At 73.4% G+C, this 15417-nt stretch carries 17 protein-coding genes and 3 pseudogenes; 4 read left to right on the plus strand and 16 right to left on the minus strand.

The annotated features are described in order from the left end of the window. Positions 1 to 137: 137 nt before the first annotated feature. The gene (locus RBJ77_RS16085; protein WP_372345652.1) at positions 138 to 284 is read left to right on the plus strand and encodes a hypothetical protein; all 147 of its coding nucleotides are present in this window, start codon (positions 138 to 140) and stop codon (positions 282 to 284) included. Between the two features lie 70 nt (positions 285 to 354). Further along, positions 355 to 1260, plus strand: a complete 906-nt coding sequence (locus RBJ77_RS16090) for an SDR family oxidoreductase (protein WP_372345653.1) — start codon at positions 355 to 357, stop codon at positions 1258 to 1260. Between the two features lie 6 nt (positions 1261 to 1266). Here RBJ77_RS16090 and RBJ77_RS16095 read toward each other — a convergent pair whose 3' ends face one another. Then, a complete protein-coding gene (locus tag RBJ77_RS16095; protein ID WP_372345654.1) occupies positions 1267 to 1698 on the minus strand; it encodes a PPOX class F420-dependent oxidoreductase in 432 nt (143 codons plus the stop codon). Positions 1699 to 1776: 78 nt separating this feature from the next. After that, positions 1777 to 2616: an enoyl-CoA hydratase/isomerase family protein gene (locus RBJ77_RS16100; protein ID WP_372345655.1), complete on the minus strand. Its 840-nt coding sequence runs from the start codon at positions 2614 to 2616 to the stop codon at positions 1777 to 1779. A 129-nt stretch (positions 2617 to 2745) separates the two neighbouring features. Here RBJ77_RS16100 and RBJ77_RS16105 point away from each other — a divergent pair, with 129 nt between their 5' ends. Both RBJ77_RS16105 and RBJ77_RS16110 read left to right on the plus strand, forming a co-directional pair. Further along, the gene (locus RBJ77_RS16105) at positions 2746 to 3327 is read left to right on the plus strand and encodes a TetR/AcrR family transcriptional regulator (protein WP_372345656.1); all 582 of its coding nucleotides are present in this window, start codon (positions 2746 to 2748) and stop codon (positions 3325 to 3327) included. Beyond that, entirely contained in the window at positions 3324 to 4709 is a 1386-nt protein-coding gene (locus RBJ77_RS16110; protein WP_372345657.1) for an MFS transporter, read from the plus strand. The genes RBJ77_RS16105 and RBJ77_RS16110 overlap by 4 nt, the downstream gene beginning before the upstream one ends. 40 nt (positions 4710 to 4749) lie before the next feature. Here RBJ77_RS16110 and hemC read toward each other — a convergent pair whose 3' ends face one another. The 14 genes and pseudogenes from hemC to RBJ77_RS16180 form a co-directional block, all read right to left on the minus strand. Continuing rightward, complete coding sequence (gene hemC, locus RBJ77_RS16115; protein WP_372345658.1) at positions 4750 to 5682, minus strand: hydroxymethylbilane synthase; 933 nt, start codon at positions 5680 to 5682, stop codon at positions 4750 to 4752. 25 nt (positions 5683 to 5707) lie between these two features. Continuing rightward, a complete protein-coding gene (locus RBJ77_RS16120) occupies positions 5708 to 6466 on the minus strand; it encodes a PIG-L deacetylase family protein (protein ID WP_372345659.1) in 759 nt (252 codons plus the stop codon). Positions 6467 to 6503: 37 nt separating this feature from the next. After that, positions 6504 to 6953, minus strand: a complete 450-nt coding sequence (locus tag RBJ77_RS16125; protein WP_372345660.1) for a hypothetical protein — start codon at positions 6951 to 6953, stop codon at positions 6504 to 6506. 575 nt (positions 6954 to 7528) lie between these two features. Continuing rightward, positions 7529 to 8799, minus strand: a pseudogene (locus RBJ77_RS16130) (alpha/beta fold hydrolase); the annotation flags it as partial. A gap of 118 nt (positions 8800 to 8917) precedes the next feature. Next, positions 8918 to 9283: a hypothetical protein gene (locus tag RBJ77_RS16135; RefSeq protein ID WP_372345769.1), complete on the minus strand. Its 366-nt coding sequence runs from the start codon at positions 9281 to 9283 to the stop codon at positions 8918 to 8920. 157 nt (positions 9284 to 9440) lie between these two features. Then, positions 9441 to 9725: pseudogene (locus tag RBJ77_RS16140) on the minus strand (hypothetical protein); the annotation flags it as partial. Next, positions 9671 to 9958: a LacI family DNA-binding transcriptional regulator gene (locus RBJ77_RS16145; RefSeq protein ID WP_372345661.1), complete on the minus strand. Its 288-nt coding sequence runs from the start codon at positions 9956 to 9958 to the stop codon at positions 9671 to 9673. The pseudogene RBJ77_RS16140 and the gene RBJ77_RS16145, both read right to left, overlap by 55 nt. 119 nt (positions 9959 to 10077) lie before the next feature. Further along, complete coding sequence (locus RBJ77_RS16150) at positions 10078 to 10212, minus strand: hypothetical protein (protein ID WP_372345662.1); 135 nt, start codon at positions 10210 to 10212, stop codon at positions 10078 to 10080. Between the two features lie 1799 nt (positions 10213 to 12011). Then, positions 12012 to 12140: a hypothetical protein gene (locus RBJ77_RS16155; RefSeq protein ID WP_372345663.1), complete on the minus strand. Its 129-nt coding sequence runs from the start codon at positions 12138 to 12140 to the stop codon at positions 12012 to 12014. 79 nt (positions 12141 to 12219) lie between these two features. Further along, a pseudogene (locus RBJ77_RS16160) lies at positions 12220 to 12618 on the minus strand (hypothetical protein); the annotation flags it as partial. Positions 12619 to 12769: 151 nt separating this feature from the next. Continuing rightward, positions 12770 to 12979, minus strand: coding sequence for a hypothetical protein (locus tag RBJ77_RS16165; RefSeq protein WP_372345664.1), 210 nt, complete (start codon positions 12977 to 12979; stop codon positions 12770 to 12772). Between the two features lie 328 nt (positions 12980 to 13307). Beyond that, positions 13308 to 13880, minus strand: coding sequence for a hypothetical protein (locus tag RBJ77_RS16170; RefSeq protein ID WP_372345665.1), 573 nt, complete (start codon positions 13878 to 13880; stop codon positions 13308 to 13310). Next, positions 13877 to 14206, minus strand: a complete 330-nt coding sequence (locus tag RBJ77_RS16175; protein WP_372345666.1) for a hypothetical protein — start codon at positions 14204 to 14206, stop codon at positions 13877 to 13879. Before RBJ77_RS16175 ends, RBJ77_RS16170 begins: the two co-directional genes overlap by 4 nt. Positions 14207 to 14960: 754 nt before the next feature. Then, positions 14961 to 15182, minus strand: coding sequence for a hypothetical protein (locus tag RBJ77_RS16180; RefSeq protein WP_372345667.1), 222 nt, complete (start codon positions 15180 to 15182; stop codon positions 14961 to 14963). Positions 15183 to 15417 lie beyond the last annotated feature (235 nt).

Consider the following 15417-nt stretch of genomic DNA (forward strand, 5'->3'; position numbering starts at 1 on the left):
GTCGGGGCGTGACGGAGGCCGGCGTGTGACGCGGGTCGGGGTATGACAGAGGCCGACGTGTGACGCGGGTCGGGGCCTGGCGGAGGCCGGCGTGTGAGACCCGGCCATGTTCCACCGGCCGGCTCCCCTGGCGGCTGATGGCGTTCCTCGCGGACGCGCACGAGCGGGGTGTGCTGCGCCAGGCGGGCGCCGTCCACCAGTTCCGGCACGCCCGCCTCCAGGGACGGCCGGCCGCCGCGCCGCCGGACCGGGAGAGCGGGCCCCGCTCCGACCGGACGCGGTGAAGCGCCGCGGCCGAAAGCGATACGCGCCCGGGGATGGAGGGTTGGGCGGTCAAGCGGTATCCATGCCCCCATGACGTCCTCCTCCCCGCACCCGCCCGGACTGCCCGCCCCTCCCCCGCCCGGTTCCTCGGCGCTGCCCCCGGGCACGTACGACGGCCGGCTCGTCCTGGTGACCGGGGGCGGCACCGGGCTCGGCCGGGCGGTGGCGGCGGAGTTCGCGCGGCTCGGCGCGGCCGTCATGATCGTGAGCCGCAAGGCGGAGCATCTGGCGCCCGCCCGCGAGGAGTTGGCGGCGATCGAGGGTGCGGGGCTGGTCACGGCGGCGACCTGCGACATCCGTGACGCGAGCCGGATCGCCGAGGTCTTCGACGCGGCGGTGGCGGCGCACGGGCAGCTCCCGGACGTCCTGGTGAACAACGCGGCCGCCAACTTCCCGGTGCCCGCGGAGGAGTTGACGCCGAACGGCTGGCGCTCGGTCGTCGACATCACCCTCAACGGGACGTTCTTCATGACCCGCGAGTTCGCCCGCCGCCACCTCGCCGCTGGGACGCCCGGTTCGGTGATCGCGGTCGGCGCGTCGTACGCGTGGACGGGCGGTCCGGGGTTCGCGCACAGCGCGGCGGCGAAGGCGGGTGTGAAGAACCTGGTGGAGACGCTGGCCGTGGAGTGGGGCCCGTACGGCATCCAGGTCAACGGTCTGGTGCCGGGCCTCATGCCGCACGAGGACATGACGCCCGACATCCGCGGCAACCTGGACCGGGCCGCGGACCCGGCGTCCAGGCAGCCGGCTCTCCGGGTGGGCGCACCACGGGAGTTGGGCTGGGCGGCGACCTTCCTGGCGTCCCCCTACGCCCGGTTCGTCAGCGGTCACACCCTTGTGGTGGACGGGGCGAACTGGCAGCGGCGCGGCCCGGTCAACGCTCCCGTCGTGCCGGTGCGCGAGCAGTTGGGGCGGGGGCCGTTCGCGGCCGACTGAAGCGGCTCAGCCGATCCGCCGGCCGTAGACGTGGTCGACGGTCATCGTCATGAGCACGCGGCGGTCGGACACCATGACCGACCGGTACTCGTCCCAGTCGGGGTGCTCGCCCGCGGCCTCGCGGTAGTAGGCGACCAGGGCCTCGACCTCGGGGCCGTGCGGGTCGGAGCCGGGGCCGACGAGCTCCACCGTGCCCTCGGCGGTGGCCCAGGCGCGGCCGTCGGCGCTGGTGACCTCCAGGGCGGCGCGCGGGTCGCGGCGCAGGTTCGCCGTCTTCGCCCGGCCCTCGGTCATCGACACGTAGAGCTTCTCGGTGGCGGGGTCGAAGTAGGGCATGACCGGGGAGAGTTGGGGGCGGCCGTCGGACTTCAGGGTGGCGAGGACGCCGAGCCGGCTCTCGGCGAGCAGGGCGCGCGGGTCGTACGAGGAGGTGGTCATGGCGCGATTATCACCCGCCCCCACGCGTCCGGCGCGGCACACCGGCCGTCCGCCGTCTCAGGCGCCCCCACTCGCCCGTCACGCGCCCCGGAACTCCGGCGGCCTGCGTCCGGCGCGCGCCGTGAAGCCCTCCGTCGCGTCGTCCGACGTGAGGGTGAGGGCGGCGCTCATGGCGACCCGGTCGAGGGCGGCGTCGAGTCCGGCGTCGGCGTAGGCGTCGATGTCGCGCTTCACGGCCTGCACGGCGAGCGGGGCGTTCGCGGCGATCTCCGCGGCCACCTCGCGCGCGGTCTGCTCCAACTCCGCCGGTCCCACCACCTGTTGGAGCAGGTGGAGCCGGTGCGCGGTGTCCGCGTCGATACGGCGTCCGGTGAGCGCGAGGAACTTGGCCCAGCCGGCGCCCGCCTCGCGCGCGATCCGCAGATCGCCGCCCGCGTCGACGGAGACGCCCAGCCGCGCCTCCGGCAGGGCGAACACCGCGTCGTCGGCCGCGATCCTGACGTCCGCCATGAGCGCCAGCTCGAAGCCGAAGCCCAGGCAGTACCCCTGCACGGCCGCGACCACGGGCTGCGGCAGGCGGGCGAACGCGGCGAACCGCTCGTGGATCCAGCGGATCCCCTCGTAGTAGCCGCGACTGCGCGCCGCCACGCTGTCGCCCTCGATGCCGCCGCCGGGCGCGGTCACGTCGATGCCGGCGCAGAAGGCCCGCCCCTCGGCGCGCAGCAGGACCACGCGGATGCGGTCGTCGAACCGGATCCGGTCGGTCAGCACACCGAGCTGGCGGCTGGACTCCCAGCTCCAGGCGTTGAGCTTGGCCGGGCGGCAGAGCGTGAGCACACCGATGCCGCCCTTCTCGACGTCGAGCCGTACCCGGCACGCCTCGCCCTCGGGGATCTCCGTGTCGGTGGTGTCGATCATGTGGCGCCCCTGTCCGGCCGTCGGCGTGCCTGGCGGCGCGCAGCGTAGTGCGGGCCGCCCGCACAGTGAAGGGACACGAGGCGAACCAGCGAGTAGACACTGTCTACCCATCTGGGGTAGACAGTGTCTATGCAGAGTGACGACAGCGGCGGCGGGCTCCGTGACCGCCTCATCCGTACGGGCGTGGAACTGGTCGACGCCGAAGGCGTGGGCGCCCTGACCCTGCGGGAGATCGCGCGCAGGGCGGGCGTCTCGCACGGCGCGCCCCGGCGCTACTTCCCCACGCACCTGGAGCTCCTGTCGGCGATCGCCCGGCGCGGCTTCGCCGATCTCGGCGAGCGGGTGGCACAGGCGGTGCGGGACGGTGACGCGGGCCCGCGCGCCCGGATCGCGACGCTCGCCGCCGTCTATCTCGACTTCGCGGCGGGCCATCGCGGCATGTACGAGCTGATGTTCCGTCACGATCTGTTGGAGAGCAACGAGTTGGGGCTGCGCGAGACGAGCCTGCCGTTGTTCGGAATGCTGGTGGAGCTGGTCGCGGCCGTGCGTCCGCAGGCCGAACCCGCGGTCGTCGCGGGCGCGTTGTGGGCGAACCTGCACGGGGTCGCCCAGCTGTGGGGCTGGGGCAGTCTGCAGCTCGCGGCCGGTTCGGACGACGTGGAGCCGCTGCTGCGCGCCGTCCTCGACGCCCACCTGGGACCGCGGACATGAGCGGCGCGGGGCTCCTGCACCGCCGGGTCGCGCTCACCGGGAGCGTGCTCGGAGCGGTCCTCGTGGCGCTCGACGGAACGGTCCTGACCATCGCCCAGCCGGCGCTCCAGCGGGACCTCGGGGCATCGCTCGCGCAGGTCCAGTGGACCAGCACCGGTTATCTGATCGCGGTGGCGAGCCTGCTGGTGTTCGCCGGCCGGCTCGGCGACCGGTACGGGCACCGGCAGCTCTTCGCGTACGGCATGCTCGGGTTCGCGGCGGCGTCGGCGGGCATCGGGTTCGCGCCCGGCGTCGGCTGGGTGATCGGGCTGCGGATCGCCCAGGGCGTGTGCGGCGCGCTGCTCCAGCCCGCGACGCTCGGCATGCTGCGCGCCGCGTACCCGCCGGACCGGCTGGGCATGCCGATCGCCCTGCGGACCAGCGCCATCGGTGTCGCGGCGGCCGCCGGTCCGCTGATCGGCGGGGTCCTCACGGCGCATCTCGGCTGGCGCTCGGTGTTCTTCCTCGGGGTGCTGCCCGCCGTGGCGATCGCCCTCCTCGTGCTGCTCGTACGGGACCGGGAGCCGGCGGCGCGGCCGCGCACGGCCGGCCTGGATCCGGGCGGGGCGCTGCTGCTGGGGTCGGCGCTCGCCTGCCTGGTGACGGCGCTGGTCGCGGTGCCGGGCCGGTCGGCGGGGGCGGTGCTCGCGACCGGCGGGGCGTGCGCGGCCGGGGCGGCGTTCGTCGTCCACGAGCGCCGGACGGCACATCCGCTGCTCTCGCCCGCACTGCTGGCCTCCCCCGTCGTGGCCGCGGCGCTCGGCATCCTTTTGTCGGCCTCTGCGGCGCTGTTCGGCACGCTGTTCACGGCCACGTACTTCATGCAGGACGTGCTCGGTCTCGACCCGCTCGACACGGCGCTGCGGATGCTGCCCACCGCCCTGTGCATGGTGCTCGCGGCGCCGCTGAGCGCGGTGCTGCTGCGCCGGTTCGGGGCGCGGGCGACGACGTCGGCGGGGATGGCGCTCATGGCGGCGGGGGTCTTCGGGTTCGGCCGGCTCGACACCTCGGCGACCCGACTGGCCATCGGTGCCTGCGCGTTGGCGATGGGCACGGGCTTCGGCACGGTGATGGTCAGCGCCACGGAGGTCCTGGTGCGCCGGGCCGCCCCGGGCGAGGCGGGGGTGGCGGGCGGTCTGCAGCAGACCGCGATGAACGTCGGGCCGACGCTCGGGGTGGCGACGGCCACGACGCTGCTGGCGTCCGGGACGGACTTCGTGGCGTCGATGGGGGTGACGCTGACGGTGCTCGCGGCGCTGGTCGTCGCTGTCGGTGCGACCGCGCTGCGGCTGCCGGGCGGGACGCGCGCCGCGGCGGAGGTCCCGCGGCCGACCACGGAGTGACCGCGCGCCGCACGGCGCCCTCGGTGCGCGGTCGCGCCGGTCAGTGCTCGATGCCGTCGATGAGCTCGCGCGCCCCCTGCCGCAGCAGCGCGACCGCCACGGACATGCCCAGGGTGGCGGGGTCGAGGGGCCCCGCCCACTCCTGCGCGTTCAGCACCCGCTTCCCGTCGGGCGTGAACACACAGGCCCGCAGCGACAGATCGCCGCTGCGCTCGGCCCGCGCGTACCCGGCGACCGGCGAGTTGCAGTGCCCCTGCAGCACGTGCAGGAACATCCGCTCGGCCGTCGCCTCGCGCCAGGTGTCCCGGTGGCCGAGCCCGCTCACCGTCTCGAGCGTCGCCGCGTCGTCGGCCCGGCACTGCAGGGCGAGGATCCCCGCCCCGATCGGCGGGCACATCAGCTCCGGCGCGAGCACGTCGGTGATGACGTCGGTGCGCCCGATGCGCTCCAGGCCCGACAGGGCGAGGAGCAGGACGTCCGCGTCGCCCGCCGCGAGCTTCTGCAGCCGTCGGTTGGCGTTGCCGCGCATCGGCACGCACGTCAAGTGCGGGTGACTGGCGGCGAGTTGGGCGACCCGACGGACCGACGAGGTGCCGATGCGGGTGCCCTCCGGGAGTTCGTCGAGCGTCCGCCCGGCCGGGTCGATCAGCGCGTCCCGCACGTCGTCGCGCTTCAAGTACGCCCCGAACGTGCACCCTTCGGGCAGCGGCCGGTCCGCGGGGATGTCCTTCAGACAGTGCACGGCGAGGTCCGCGTGCCCGTCGAGGAGGGCCTGGTCGACCTCCTTGGTGAAGGCGCCTTTGCCGCCGAGCTTCGACAGGTCGCCCATCCACTTGTCGCCGCTGGTGGTGACGGGCACGACCTCGGTGCGCACGTCCGGGTGGAGCGCGGCGAGTTCGGCGCGGACGCGCTCCACCTGGGCGAGGGCCATCGGGGAGGAACGGGAGACGATGCGGATCAGCTCGGCAGCCATCCCGCCACGATAGGGGACTCAGGCCTCAGCGGCTGAACACTTCGAACGGTACGGCCGGCTTTCCGCCGAACCTCTCGGCCACTCCCTGCACGTTCTGCGTGAGGAACGTGCGGCAGTAGGTTTCCGGGTCCTCGTCCGTCAACGCCTCGATGTACGTACGGTGTTCGAGCAGCGAGCGCACCGACCGCTCCAGGCCGTCCGTGGCGTCGACGGCGTGCGTCGGCTGCGCGGAACCGGCGACGGCGACCCACTTCACCCCGTTCCACGGCTCCAGACCCTGCTCGGTCAGCTCGGGGAAGATCCACCGGTTGCCCGCGTCGGAGGCCGCGTCGAGCGTGGCCCGGCCGACGGCGACGTGGTCGGGGGTGTTCCAGTAGACGCCGCCCCAGGTGTCGCGGTGGTTGAGGGTGATGACGAGTTCGGGGCGGTGGCGGCGGATCGCGGCGGCGATGTCGCGGCGCAGGGCCGTGCCGTACTCGATGACGCCGTCCCGGTGGTCGAGGAACTCGACGCTGTCGACGCCGACGACGGCGGCACTGGCCCGCTGCTCCTGCTCGCGCAGCGGTCCGCACTTGGCCGGTTCGATGGTGTCGATACCGGCCTCGCCGCGGGTGGCGAGCACATAGCTGACCTCGCGTCCGGCGTCGGTCCACGCGGCGATGGCGGCGGCGCAGCCGTACTCCAGGTCGTCCGGGTGCGCGACCACCGCGAGGGCACGCGTCCAGTCCTCCGGCATGGGCTGGAGCTGGGCGTTAGGTTTCGAATGCGGTTCCGGCAGGCTCATGCGGCCAGCGTATGCCGCGGCGGGCCAGCCCGGCGGGTTACAGCCCGTGAAGCTCGGCGGGAATGACGTGTTCCCCACGGACGGTCGACCCGGCGACCCCGAGCGAGACGGTGAATCGCCCTTCTGTGCGCTTGGAATCGTGGGTGGTCCCTGTGTCCGCCGGGAGTAACACGGATACGTGGGTCTCTGCAGGGGTGCCGCTCCAGCCCCAGCCCGATGCGCTCGTCACGCGGAACTTCTTCGGGAACTCGATATCGACTTTCGTGGGCGCCTTTGCGGACAGGGGAACGTTGGCGTCGAACCGAAGGTCAAGCATTCCTTCTCCGCACCCCAGATCCAGCGATCCCGTTGTTTCGTAGGCGTAGTCGTCCGCGTCTTTCACCACGCCGTCCACCTCTTGGTGGCCAGGAGAAGCGCTCCGGCCGGCATGGATGACATTCGCAACGCGGTAATACACGGGACCGTCGTGGCATCCGTTGATGCCCATGTAGGTGAGACTGACCCGCAGGGCTATGCGGTCGAGCAGCGTACGGTGCGGACGACTTGTTCAGCACGGTCACGGAGGCTCGGAACGTCGTCTTCTTCTGGGCGATCGTGATTCCTGGATGTGGACGTCGTAGCCGGGGTCACTGAATCCGAGCAGGTCGTGACGGAGCGGCCGGCCGATCGCGGGTGCGAGCGGTGCGGCGATCATGACGCCGACCGTCAGGCCCTCTGGCTGTCGCCGCAATGACGCGCCAACGCCCTCGCACGCGAAATGCACCGTCGCTCGTCGCGGAGGGCCAGGTGAGTATCGTGCCGCCGATGACGGAACAACCGATGGCGATCATCAGGGCGATGGCCGATGCCGGGCGCTGCTGAGAAGCGGCGACCACTACTGAGGCCTGAGTTCCTATGGCCGATACGGCGATGACCGCCCAGTCGACACCGCTGCGTGCCACGCTCATTCTGTACGCCCCCGTATTGCGGTGTTCCGGGCTGAATTGTGCGCGCATTCAGGACGCCGTCCATGTCCGCACCGCACGGTTTCCCCGACCGCGGCCGGAAACCGCCTTACGAAAATCACACCTCGCCGCGCACCATCCCGAGAAGCCGGTCGAGGACGCGCGGGCCGCCGGCCCGAGGCCGTCGTGCCGAACTCGTTCGTGACCCAGGCGCAGGCCGCGGATCGCGGCGGCCGTGCGCAGGGCGTGCTCCGTGTCGACGTACATGTCGTCGTGGTAGACGGCCGCCGCCACCGGCACTCTCGTTGGCGGCCAGCCGGGCCGGGTCGTACAGCGGGGCCAGCACTCAACGTGCGGGACGCCAGGAGGTGGGCGGCCTCGCGCAGTGGCCGCAGTGCCGGGTCGAGGTCGAACTGCCACGGGTGGACGGACTCGCCCGTGAAGAGCAGCGGGCCGCCGGACGCGAGCGTCTTCTCGCCGTCGAACTGCGGGAACTTGCCGCGCACTCCGCTCCGCCGACCAGTCCGTGGCCCGCCCGCCCTGGGCGTAGATGGCCTCGTGCACCACGGCGTGGCCAGCGGGTGGGCCGCGTACGACTGTGCGGCCGCCGTCTGCTCCAGGAACGCGTCGGACAGTTCACGCCCGCGGGGGTCCGGACGAACGCGTCCTCCAGGAGGTGGTGCAGCCGGTCGCTGCCGTCGCTCCCGCCGAGCCAGATGCCGAGGGACTGGAACGCCTCCAGCGTCAGCCGGTAGCCGCTGGGCAGGACCGGCTCGTGCTCCAGGACGTACTGCGGCGATCTCCGCACCCGCTCCACGTCCATCGGGTAGCGCGTAGTGGGCGCGACCTTGCGCTCGATGCGCGGGTAGGCGGCGCGGTAGACGTCGTCTCGCGTGGCCGTCCAGGTGTGGCAGGCCGCCGGTGATGAGGGCCGCGGTGAGGCACCCTCGGGGCGGCCGACAGTAGCGGACGGCGCAGAAGCCGCCGAAGCTCTGGCCGAGCACGGTCCAGGTCGCGCCGCCGGTGACCTCGTGGCGGATGAGTTCGCAGTCGCGGACGATCGAGTCGGCGCGGAAGTGCGTGAGGTACTCGGCCTGCGCGTGGGCGTCGCCGCGCAGCGGGAGCGTCTGGCGGTTGACGGGCGTGGAGGCGCCGTGCCGCGCTGGTCGAGGAGGAGGACGCGGTGGTCCTGGAGGGCGCGGCGAGCCAGGCCTGCTTGCCGGAGAACCGGTTGGCGCCGAGCCGGGACCGCCCTGGAGGTAGACCAGCCAGGGCAGTTCTCGTCCTCGCGGCCGCGGCGACGGCCTCGCGCGCGTACACCTCGATCCGCCTCGCCGTCGGGGGCGGTGTGGTCCAGCGGGACGAGAAGCGGCGGTCGGTGAGGACGACCGGCCTGTCGGTAACGCGCGGCGCTCAAAGCGACTCCAGTACGGATGACGGTGCGGGCGACTCTGGTAATCGGACGTCCGGGCCCGCCGCCCAGTTCAGCACATGGCCGCGGCCGGCGTCAGCGCGGGCCCAGGCTGGCGCTCCCGGACGACGAGCTTTCGGGCTGGAGCACGACGCGGCGGTGCTCGTGGCGGCTGCCGTGGTCGGCGGCGTCGATCTCTCCAGGAGGAGGTCGGCGGCGAGAGCGCCCATGGTGACGCAGGCGCTGGCGCACGGAGGTGAGCGCGCGCGGGACGGCCGCGCGGCGGCGAACTCGATGTCGTCGTAGCCGACGATCGCGATGTCCTCGGCACCCGCGGTACCCCGGCCGCGTACAGGGCCTGGAGACGCCGAGAGCGAGCAGGTACTGCTTGGCGCAGAAGACGGCGGTGGGCCGGTCGGCGAGGCCGAGGAGGCGGGCGCCCGCGTCGCGGCCGGCGGCCACGTCCAGGCGCTCGGTGGGCAGTTCGTGCAGCGCGGTGGCGGGCAGACCGGCCTCGTCGAGCGCCCGCAGCGCGCCCCGCCTGCGGTCCTTCGCACTGGCTGGAGGGCGGCGGACCGCTCACGTAGGCGATCTTCCGGTGTCCCGCGTCGACGAGGTGGCGCACGGCGAGCGCGCCCCGTTCACGTCGTCGACGGAGTCGGAGCACTCGGTGGCGCCCTCGGCGACCCGGTCGACGAGCACGAATCGGGATGTCGTGCCGCCGGAACTGCTCGACGGTCCGCCCGGTCGCCTCCGCCGGGGTGAGGAGCACGCCGCGCACCCGCTGCTCCGCGAACAGGGAGAGGTACTCGGCCTCCTCGGCGACGCTCTGCGCGCTGTTGCAGACCATCACGCCGAGCCCGGCGTCCCGCGCGGCGCGCTCGGCGCCGCGCGCGACGTCCACGAAGAACGGGTTGCCCGCGGCGTCGAGACGAGCAGGCCCATGATGCGGCTGCGTCCGCGCGCAGCTGCCGCGCCGATTCGCTGCGGACGTAGCCGAGCCGGTCGATGGCCGCGACGACCCGGGCTCCGGGTCTCGTCGGCGACGGTGTCGGGCCGGTTGATGACGTTGGAGACCGTGCCGACGGACACCCCAGCGGCTCGGGCGACGTCCTTGATCCCCACGGACTGTGCCATCGGGTGCGGTCCTCCAGTGAGCGGGTGCGCAGGGGGAGTGTACGTGGGGCGCCCCGTCCTGTTCGATCAGCGGACCATCGGAGGCGGGACGGTCCTGGCGCCCCGCCGCCGACGGCCGGTCACACGGCCGGCTCGAACGTCGACGTGAACGTCCACGTGCCGGCGGCCACCTCGAACGTCGCGACGCCGTCCGCGGTGCGCCGACGGGTCGTGCGCCCCAGCGGCGCCCGGACGTCGCCGGAGCTGACGGGCATCTCGATCGCGGGCGGTGCTGCCCGCCGGCACGGTCGCCGTCAGTCAACCGGCGCCGTCGCGCCGCCATTGCGTCGCCGCCTCGCCGTACGGTGGTGCGTGGTGGCGCGGGCCGAGGTGAGGTCGCCGACGACGGCGGGGGCGATGCGCAGGTGCCGCTGGCCGACCGAGTCCGCCGCTCTGGTCGAGCCCGGCCGGGCGTTCACTGGTCCAGGCGCCGGTCGCGCCGAGCGCGAAGCGTTCTGCGACTGGCCGGAGCCGCCGTCCCAGCTCGCTGCCGAGCGCGGTGTTGCCCGCGAGGACCTGGGCGCCATAGCTGGGGACGTCGCGTCTGTGTCGCGATCTTGTAGACGACGTCGTCCCGCCCCGCCTCGGACCTTGGGACGCGGAACGCTGCGGGCAGCGAGATCTCACCGAGCAGCAGGTGGTGGCCGGCGGCCTCGACCGGGGACACCAAGTGGAGCGAGCAGCCGCTCTCGTTGGCCCTCCGGGTAGGCGCCCATGTCGAGCGCGAGGGTCCTCGGCGCCCGCCCGCCGTCCGCCGAACGTGCCCGTCTCCTGGTGTCGTAGAGACGTGTCCGACAGCGCCTTCGCGCTGGTGTCGGCCTTGGCCCGGTAGGTGGCCACGTCGTCGTCCTCGCCGAGCGCGCGCGCGCGATGTCACCGAGCGTCGTTCGCGATCCGCCAGTAGCCGCACGTGCCGGAGACGCCTGAGAGGTCTGTCCGAGGGTGAACCAGGCGCCTGATGCGAGTAGTCGAGGATGCCGCCGGAGACCTTCTGCTCCAGGAACGTCGCCGTACTTCTTCTCATCTGCGGGTAGTACGTGCGCATCGTCTCCTGTCGCCGTACGTCGTGTAGAGCTGCCAGGGCACGAGGACGAACGCGCCGCCCCAGTTGGCGTCGTTGCGGTGGGTGCCGGCGAGCTGGACGTAGCGTCGAAGGGACGGTGGAGGGGACGAGGCCGTCCGTCGCCTGGGCGTCGGCCATGTCGCGGACGATCTTGCGGAGAGGTAGGACCGCACAACATGTCGTAGTTGGCGGCGAGGGTGCGAAGTACGAGTCTGGTACCTGTTCCAGCCAGCCGAAGCTTCTCGCGGCTGCAGCGTGCAGGCGTGCTCATCATGCCGCCCTCGACGGCCCGGCGGCGATCCGGTGGATGCCGTGCCGATGAGGAGTCGTTCGAGCTGGTGCAGGTGCGCCCGCGGAGGTCAGAGTTGTCGGTGCGCAGCACCTGCGCCGCGCACGGAAACCTCGGCGCCGTCGGAGTGCGGCCGCGGATCTCGACGTAACGGAAGCCGTGGTAGCTGGACTTCGTGCCAGGTCCCGGTCCGCGCGCTGCCGGTGGTGCAGCTGTCCCACAGTGCGCCGGCGATTGCTGATGGACTGGTCGGCGTGGCCGTTCTTGAGGCTCTCGGCGGGGTAGGCGCGGATCGTGGATTGCCGCGGGGGGCGGTGACGGTGTGAGCTCGGGCCAGCCCGCGATCGTGTGCGCGCCGAGGTCGAAGATCCGGCTGCCTCGAGCCGCACCGCTCACCTCGGTGCCGTCGAGCGTCTCGGCGACGCGGACGCGGGTTCGGTCTCGCGGGCGCTGGGGGTGGCGGGCGCGTCGGCGGCGTCGACCTCCGTCGCGCGCTCCCACGGGTTCCGGCGATCGGCGGTGGGGGCGCGGCGCGCGCGTCGTAGTCCCGCCGCCGTACCAGTTCGAGGATCGTGGTGGCGCCGAGCGTGGTGCGCCAGTCGGTGCCGGTGCCGATGCGGCGGACGCCGCCGTCGGCGAGGGTGATCTCCAGCTGGGCGACGTCAGTTTCGGGAATCGGCCCGGTTGCCGTAGAGCTTGCGGTAGCGGTCGGCGGTGGAGAGCTGGCTGGCGATGCCGTTGCCGAGTTCGACGGTCAACTCGTTGGATCCGCCGTGAAGTTGGCGGGTCACGTCGTACGTGGCGTACTGGACGCGGTCGGCGAAGTCGGTGTTGGCTGGTTTCGAGGACGGCGTCGCCGACCGGCTTGCCGTTGAGCTGCGCGTCGTACACGCCGAGGCCCGCCACGTGGAGCCGGGCCGAGCGGACGCCCCGGGAGCGTGAAGTCCTTGCTGAACAGCGGGAGTCCGGAGGGCAGGTAGGGCGTGGGCGGCCGCTGTCCGGTGACCCGGGCCGCGGTCGCGTACGGGCCGTCGGCCGTGTCCGCGGTGGACAGGGCGTAGTCGACGGGGAAGCCGGGGACGCGGCCGTCGTCGGTGAGGACGTCGGCGCGCGGGTACAGGACGACCTGGTCGAAGGTCCTGGCCTCCTTGAGGTCGAGGGTGAGGGTGACGGGCGCGTCGGGGCCGGGGTGGGCCGGGCTCTGGTAGCCGGCGGCCTGCGCCCAGGCGCTGTTCGTGAGGCCGTCCACGGCCAGTTCGGTTCCCACACCTTGCGTTCGGTGTCGGTCTCGGAGGCGGTGACGGTGGCGCCCTCGGCGAGGTCGGTGCCGGGCGCGCCGGAGTCGCGGACCTCGATCTCGGCGAGCTGGAGGCGGTGGGCGAGGCCGGGAAGTCGTCGGCGAGGGGCAGGCCCAGCTTCGTCACGTCGAGGCGTACGCAGCGTGCGGTGGTCCGCGGAGGGTGACGGTCACCGGCTCGACGGTGCGCTTGCCGAGCTGCCAGTCCTTGTGGGTGATCCAGTCGGCGGACCAGTCCTTCGCCTCGGTGAGGCCGGTCTCGAAGACGGCGGGTGCGCTCCAGTCGGCGGCGCGGGCGGCGCCCGGCGCCCACAGCTGACCCGCGCAGTGCACGCGGGTGCGGGAGCCGAGGCCGCGCCCCGCGTACGTGGTCCGCGGGACGGTCGAGCCGACCTGGCCCGAGTCCCACAGGTCGGCGCGGCCGGCGGCGAGCGCGGCGCGGCTGGTGGCGGCCTGGACTCGGTAGGCGCCCTGGGCGGCGCCGCGCAGCCGCCAGCGCTCAGTTCGGGGGTGGTGTCGCCGATCCCGAGGGCGTCGGCCAGGTGCTGGGTGCGCAGCTCGGCCGCCGTGCTCCGTGCGGCGGGGGCGGCCGTGGCGGACGGGGCGACGGTGACCAGGGCGGTGAGCGCGGTCGCGAGCAGCAGCGAGTGTCTGCGTCGGGTCATGGCGGTGGGCCTCCTGGGTCAGGCGCGGACGGGCGCGAGGTCGACGCTGAGGGGCCGACGGTGCGCAGACGACCGGGCCGAGCAGTCCGGAGGGCAGGGGTTCTCTTGCGTTCGTTGGAGAGGGTGTTGGAGACGCGGACCGCGATCCGGTTGGCGCCGGGCTTCAGTCCGTCCGTCACGTCCACGGTGTACGCGGGACCAGAGGGCGGGGCCGAACTCCTTGCCGTTGACGGTGACGTGGGCGACCCGCGGACGGTGCCGAGGTCGAGGACGAGGCGGCGTCCGCGAGCGCGGCGCGCGTCGAGGTCGATGTCCTGGTGCAGGTGCCGCTGCCGGAGTGGAGGGGCGCGAGGTCGCTCCAGCTGCCGAGGGGGCGGGTCACCGGTTCCTGCGCCGTCCGCGGCGAGGGTGAGGGTCCAGTCGCCGTCGACGGGGATCGGGGTGAGCAGGGTCGGTGACTCGACGGTTCCCGCGTAGGTGCGGTCGCCGTCGCGGCCGGTGAGGCGGTGGGTGCCGGGCCGTTCGGCGCGGGCGGTGACGCACGCAGGCTCTTGCAGGCCCCGGGTCACGGCGGTGACCGGGAGGCCGTCGGCCTCGGTGACGTACGGGGCGGCGGCGGCCCGGTGGCGTCACGACGACGGCGAGCGTCTCGTACGGGTCGAGTGACCAGCGGCAGCCGGACGCCGTCCCGGTGGGCAGGCCGCGGACGGGGGCGGGGCCGACGGTGCCAGGGTGGCCGGGTCCACAGCTCGGGCTCGCCGTGTGCGGGCAGCAGGGCCGTGGTGGCGACCCGGGTGCCGCTCTCGTTGTTGAACAGGAACGCGGTGTCGGCGCCGCGCGTGGTGCGCAGGACGCGGACGGCGTCGGCGGCGGGTTCGAGGACGGCGGCCCGCACGGACGTGGTGCTCGCCTACGTCGGCCAGGCCGTCCGGCTCGGCGACCCGTACGGCCCGCGGCCCCTTGAACAGCTTGGCGAACTCGCGGGCGAGCGCCGCGTCGTCCCCGTCGGCGGCGAGCGCGGCCGGTTCGCCGACGGCGACGACGGTGCCGCCGGACCGGGCGAAGCGCGGTCAGGGTACGGACGGTCGCGGTGTCCAGGACGGGAGTCGCCGGCACGACCACGAGTTCGTAGGCGGCCCGTCCGACGCGCAGCAGTCCGCCGTCGGTCTCCGCGTGCGCGAGAGCCCACGGTCGCCGCTGAGGGCGCCTTCGTGGACCAGGTCGAAGTCGACCTGCGCGCGTTCCAGGGCGTACGCGGCGTCCGCGAAGGCGCCGCCGACCTCGCCCATCCGCGCCGTCGTCGTGAACTGCTCTGGCGGCGCGCTGGGGTTGGAGGAGCGCGGTGCGGGCGGCGGAGGTGCCGCGGGCCAGTTCCATGACGCGCCCGATCCACGCGGAGACCGGCGGCATGGACCACCACCAGGGGTTGCGGGGGCCGAACGGCGGCGCGAAGTACACGTGGGTCTCTGTCGGTCCACAGGGCGTGCAGGACGGCGAGGTTGATGCCGCGGGTGGCGTACGCGCCGACGAGGGCCCGCATGAAGTCGTGCGATCTGCCAGCCCATGTTGCCGAACATCTCCATGAGGACGCGCGGCCGGCCGGTCTGGTGGGCGACGGAGGCCGGGTTGCGCGGATCCATGGTGGGTGTTCAGCTCGTACTCGCGGCGATGCAGTCGCCGCCCGGTACCTGCGCCCATTGGTTGATCTTGTGGAGGCCGCCGGTGGAGGCGATCCGCTTGGACGGGGCCGTCTCGTCGTACAGCGGGTTGGTGATGAGGCGGACGCCGCGCTCGGCGTACCACTCGGACTGCTTCTCGAAGTAGCGGGAGAACCGGTCGGAGACGGCCTGCCAGTACCGGCCGCGCAGCACCCGGCACGCGCTCGCCGAGGTCGTCGAAGGCGCTCGCGTACGCGGGGCCCGGTGCGGCACCGACGGCGTCGAGGGCGGCGGCGAGCGCGGGCGACCAGGGGCGGCGCTTGAAGGAGTGCGGCTGGGCGGAGGCGATGAAGGGTTCGTCGTCCCAGAAGCCCTTGACGACGTGTGCCGAAGTAGCGGCGGAAGCGGCGGTGGTACTCGCCGGCACTGATGTCGAGGAACAGCTCGG

The organism is Streptomyces sp. KL116D, assembly GCF_030766975.1.
Taxonomy (GTDB): Bacteria; Actinomycetota; Actinomycetes; order Streptomycetales; family Streptomycetaceae; genus Streptomyces; species Streptomyces longispororuber_A.